The organism is Mycobacterium sp. (genome assembly GCF_032162605.1).
Classification (GTDB): domain Bacteria; phylum Actinomycetota; class Actinomycetes; order Mycobacteriales; family Mycobacteriaceae; genus Mycobacterium.
Window position 1 is genome coordinate 1 of record NZ_JAVROT010000630.1, and the last position, 4752, is coordinate 4752.

Consider the following 4752-nt stretch of genomic DNA (forward strand, 5'->3'; position numbering starts at 1 on the left):
CGCCGCCCGATGAGGGTGTCGCCTCCAGCGGCGCCGTGCTCCGGAAAGTCACTCTGGTTCATCCGTCGGCCCCCGACGAGAAGTGTCTCGGCTAAAACGTACGCCTTCGAGTCAGTCGACATAAGACTGTCCTGGCCATTGCCAGGAACAAGCGGCAAAGCGCAGTGCGGACAAGACGGCGATGGAGATTGCGCATCTGCTGTTGTCGACATCCATCTCGGTCCGGGCTGCGGGACGCTCATTGGCGGGCCTCTCGGTGGTGGATCGAGGCCCCACATGCTCTTCCGGTCAGCGGGACTCCGCGCTTACCTGCCAGCTAGTAGCGCGCGGCGCGGCTTGCTGGTGTTGATGCCCTGAGAAGTGCGGTGGTAGCCATGTGACAGCTCCTCAGCGATCAGCGCCCGACACGGATTGGGAACGCGACGCGCCAGCAGACCAACTAAGGACAAGCGCCGAACGCAGTCTGAATTCAACGGCGCTACAGCGCAATTGGGGACCGGCATGACTTCGTAGAACACCAATGTCGCTAATTCTCGACCGCGCCCGATCGCGGCAGCGTGTTAGTGGCCGCCCTCGGCTTGGCGGATCTGCTCGGCGGAGTTCGCGGACGCGAGGTTGGCTGCGAGGAAGTCCGGGGTGCGGGGCAGGCTCAGGTGCAGCTCGGCGATGACACACACGTGCACGTCGCCGCGACTGATGTGGAAGTCCAGAGCGTGACCGCCGTGGGTGCGGTTGTCGTCGAGGAAGTGCAGGTGGTAGCCGGCGACCGAGATGCCCTGCTCGTAGTCGGGCAGGCGGAAGCCGGCGAGGGTGCCGGTCACGTCGGTGCAGTGGGTCTCGGCCTGGCCTTCGGTGGCTTTGATCAGCGGTGGATACGGCGGCGTCTGGCCCATCACGGTCCGGGTGCTCAATTCGCTGAAGCGTCCACGAATTCTGATGGCGTACATGAGGTTCTCGCTGCCGATCAGATTGTCGATCCGCGCGATGACATCGGCCCGGTCGGTTGGTTCGCCGATGGCGAGGGTGTGATCGGTGCGGAAGCGCGTGACCGCCGCGAAGGGGGTCCGTTCAGTGTCGGCGGCGACTGTGGCGCTACCGTCGGCGCGCATGTGGTAGCAGACGCCGTCGAGAATGACCATTTCACCGTCGAGGTGGTTGAAGGTGCCCAGCCCGAAGTCGCCGTGGTGCAGGATTTCGGCGATTGTGACGTCGCCCTCGTAGACGCCGTCCAGCAGGGCTCCCATGGTGGACGACTGGTACAGCTCGCGGGCTCCGTGCGTGGCTTCGCCGGCCCTTCCGCTGCCGTAATGGTGGGCGACCATGGTTTTGGCCCAGTGCCGGAATCGGTCGTGGGCCGTCAGGCGTGCGGTGCTCATTGGAAGGCGTCTTCGTGAAGGTGTGCCCCCAGGTCGGTGTTGCGGCTGTAGTCGACCGGGACGTCGATGAGCGTCGGGCCGTCCTCGGCTAGCGACTGCTTGAGGACCGTCGCGAATTCCTCCCGCGTCTCGACGCGGTAGCCGTGGGCGCCGAACGCCGCGGCGTAGGAGACGATGTCGTAGTCACCCAGCTGTACCCCGGACTTCCGTCCGTATTTCAGCACCTCCTGGAAACCGACCATGTCGTAGGTGTTGTCGCGCATGATCACGTGGGTGAAGGTCAGGCCGAGTCGTGTCGCGGTCTCCAGTTCCTGTGCGGAGAACAGGAACCCGCCGTCACCGGAGATGGACACGACCTGGGTGCCGGGGCGCACCAAGGCCGCCGCCATGGCCCATGGCAGCCCGACGCCGAGCGTCTGCTGGCCGTTCGAGAAGAGCAGGTGGCGGGGCTGGTAAACGCGGAAGTGCCGCGCCATGTAGATGTACACCGAACCGATGTCGCAAGCCACGGTTGCGTTGTCGTCGAGACCCTCACGCAGCGCCAACACCAGCGCCGCCGGATTGACCCCGTGACCCTGGGTAGAAGCGGTGCGGGCGCTTTCGTCAATACCGGCGAGCACCCGCCGCTGGCGGGCGAGTTCCGACGCGTAGCCATCGGCGAGAACCAGATCCGATACCAACGGGGTCAGCTGGTCCAGGGTCGCGGCCACCGAGCCGCGCAACTCCAATGCCGGCTGGTAGTGGTTGTCCACATCGGCCGGGATGGTGTCGATGTGGACGACGGTGCGGTCAACGTCGGAATTCCACAGCACCGGGTCGTACTCGACGGCGTCGTAGCCGATGGTGATCAGCACGTCGGCGTTCGCGACGACGACGTCGCCGGGCTGATTGCGGAACAGGCCGACCCGGCCCAGGTAGTGCTCTTCGAGGGCACGCGACACCACCCCTGCAGCCTGGAAGGTCTCGATCACCGGCAACCCAGTGGCCGTGACGAGAGCCCGCAGCGCCGCGCAACTCTGCGGGTCGGCCCCTCGGACACCAATCAGCAGGGCAGGCGTCGATGCCTGCCGAATGAGATTGGCGGCGTGGATGATTGCGTCGGCGGGTGCCGGGCCCAAGGCCGGCGTGGGCAGGGCCCGCTCGACGCTGGCGGAGGTCGGCGCAGCCAAGATGTCCTGGGGCAGGACGATCGCGGCGGCTCCCTGCGGCGCGGTGGTGGCGGCCCGGAACGCGTTCGCCACCGTTTCCGGAACGTTGTGGGGGTCGTCGACCTCGCCGGTGAACTTGGTGACCGTCTTCATCATTGCCGCGGCGTCCATCGACTGATGCGTTCGTTTGAGCCGGTCCTTGCGGCTCACTGCGCCGCAAAGCGCAACCACCGGGTCCTGCTCGGTATCCGCGGTGAGCAGGCCGGTGGCCAGATTCGCCGTCCCAGGCCCGGACGTCACCAGCACCACGCCAGGGGTTCCGGTGAGGCGGCCGATGGCCCCGGCCATGAACGCCGCGTTCTGCTCGTGGCGGCACACCACCAACTGCGGGCCCATGTCAGCCAGAACATCGAAGACCGCGTCGATCTTCGCCCCCGGGACGCCAAAGACGTAGTCCACCCCGTGCGCGGTGAGGGCTTCCACCACCCGCTGAGCGGTTCGCGCCGCCGGCCGAGGTGTGTCGGTTGCCGTCATCGTGGCCTACTTTCTCGTCAGTGCGGTGGTCGGGCAGTAGTGGCGGCCGGATGTCGCCCGTGGTCAGGCAAATCGTGGGAACAGCCGGAGCGCGTTGTCGCGTTCGACGCCCGTAGCTGTTCCTGGGCGAAGCCGTCGAAATGGATGAGGTTGGCGATGTTTCGGATCACGGTGGCCTCAGGGGCGGCGGGCCAGTCGGTGCCGAACAGAATGTGGTCACCGGTGGTGACCTCGAGTCTGGGTCGTCCTCGGACCCGGCGAACGCCATCGGCATCGACACCACCTGTGCCGCGATCCCCTGCCGATCCATGTAGGCCAGCGCCGCCTCCGGCGTCCACTGCACCGAAATCTTGTAGCCGCCGGTCGGTTTGAAGCCCTTCGCAGCCACTTCCGCGACAGCATCCTCAGGCATCCCATGTGTGTGGACATCAATGCGCTGACTCGCCATCACCCCTCCTGTTGTTCCCGCTCGGCGTTACGAGTGGTAGAGCGTCTGGATGTTGTCGTGCAAGGTGACCGCCATCGGCGGTGCGGCGTAGGTGTCGGTGACGACTTCGACGTAGGCTGCGGTGTCGCCTTGGGCTGCCTGTTGCAGCGCCTGATCGAGTTCGCCGCAGGTGGCGACGCGAGCGGTGAACCAGTCGTCGCAGCCGAGCGCGTGTGGTAGCTCGGTGTAGCGCCATGACGCGATGTCGTTGTAGGCGATGTTGGGCTCCTGGCACAGAAGTCGCTCGATGAGATAGCCGGAGTTGTTGACCACGAAGACGATCGGTGTGAGTCCGCGGCGCCCTAGTTGACCGATTTCCTGGGCGGTGAGCTGGTGGGATCCGTCGCCGGTGATGAGGATGAGGCGGCGGCCAGGGGCCGTCACGGCCGCGCCGAAGGCTGCCGGTGTCGCCCACCCGATGGACCCCCAGAGAGTCTGATTCTGGAAGGTGACGCCCGTCGGCATGGAGGCAAATGCTAAACCCATTGAGGATGTGCCGGTTTCGCCAAAAAGGATGTCGTCGGGCTGGAGGAAGTGAGCCCAACGGGGATAGAGCGCCTCTGCGGTGATGGGGTCATCTCCGCCGCCGACGATGGGCCCAAGCGACGTCGGCTCGATCGGAGCCTTTTCCGTCCGTCGTGTGACACGGCGGGTCAATTCGCTGAGGATGTCCGCCATTTCGACGTTCGGGTAGACCTGTGAGTCGACCGTTGTGCGGTGATGGCAGATGTCGATCGTGTGCTGTGGGTCCAGGCGCGCGGTGAACGCACCGCTGTTGAAGTCAGTCATCATGGTTCCCACCACCATTACGCAGTCACACGACTCCACGAACTTGCAGACGGTATCGTCCATCAGCCGGCCGGCGTACATGCCGATGTAGTTGGGCTGCTGTTCATCGAGAACCGACTTGTCCCCGAACATCGTGGCGAACGGCAGGCCCGAAGCATCGACGAAGGATTGCAGTTGCGTGCCCAGACCGGCTCGAACGGCCACGAGTCCGGACAGGATGCAGGCGGTCTGGGCGTCCGCCAGCGCGGCGAGAATGGCCTCGGTCGCCGACTGCAGTGTCGCCGGGTCGCTGAGCGGCGGGGCGATCGGCCAAGCGCTGCTGACGACGGACTGGTTGGCGACATCGGAGGGAAAGGCCATGTAGACCGGTCTGCGATGATAGAGGGCCTCCGCGATGAGGCGTTCTGTCTCGTACGCC

At 65.6% G+C, this 4752-nt stretch carries 4 protein-coding genes; all 4 read right to left on the minus strand.

Features of this window, described 5'->3' with window-relative positions; all coding sequences use genetic code 11:
• Nucleotides 1–560: 560 nt before the first annotated feature.
• On the minus strand, nucleotides 561–1322 hold the full coding sequence (gene budA / locus QOI01_RS35935) for an acetolactate decarboxylase (protein ID WP_526388988.1): 762 nt from the start codon (nucleotides 1320–1322) through the stop codon (nucleotides 561–563).
• A gap of 50 nt (nucleotides 1323–1372) precedes the next feature.
• Nucleotides 1373–3058, minus strand: a complete 1686-nt coding sequence (gene alsS, locus QOI01_RS35940) for an acetolactate synthase AlsS (protein ID WP_526388982.1) — start codon at nucleotides 3056–3058, stop codon at nucleotides 1373–1375.
• 166 nt (nucleotides 3059–3224) lie between these two features.
• Entirely contained in the window at nucleotides 3225–3470 is a 246-nt protein-coding gene (locus tag QOI01_RS35945) for a hypothetical protein (protein ID WP_526388984.1), read from the minus strand.
• Nucleotides 3471–3533: 63 nt separating this feature from the next.
• The coding region (locus QOI01_RS35950) for an alpha-keto acid decarboxylase family protein (RefSeq protein ID WP_526388986.1) at nucleotides 3534–4752 on the minus strand (1219 nt) is incomplete at its 5' end.

What these genes read in the sequence shown, in the direction of transcription:
- budA (WP_526388988.1), bottom strand. Translation starts at nt 1,322, where the DNA reads ATGGTCGCCCACCATTACGGCAGCGGAAGGGCCGGCGAAGCCACGCAC.
- alsS (WP_526388982.1), bottom strand. Translation starts at nt 3,058, where the DNA reads ATGACGGCAACCGACACACCTCGGCCGGCGGCGCGAACCGCTCAGCGG.
- QOI01_RS35945 (WP_526388984.1), bottom strand. Translation starts at nt 3,470, where the DNA reads ATGCCTGAGGATGCTGTCGCGGAAGTGGCTGCGAAGGGCTTCAAACCG.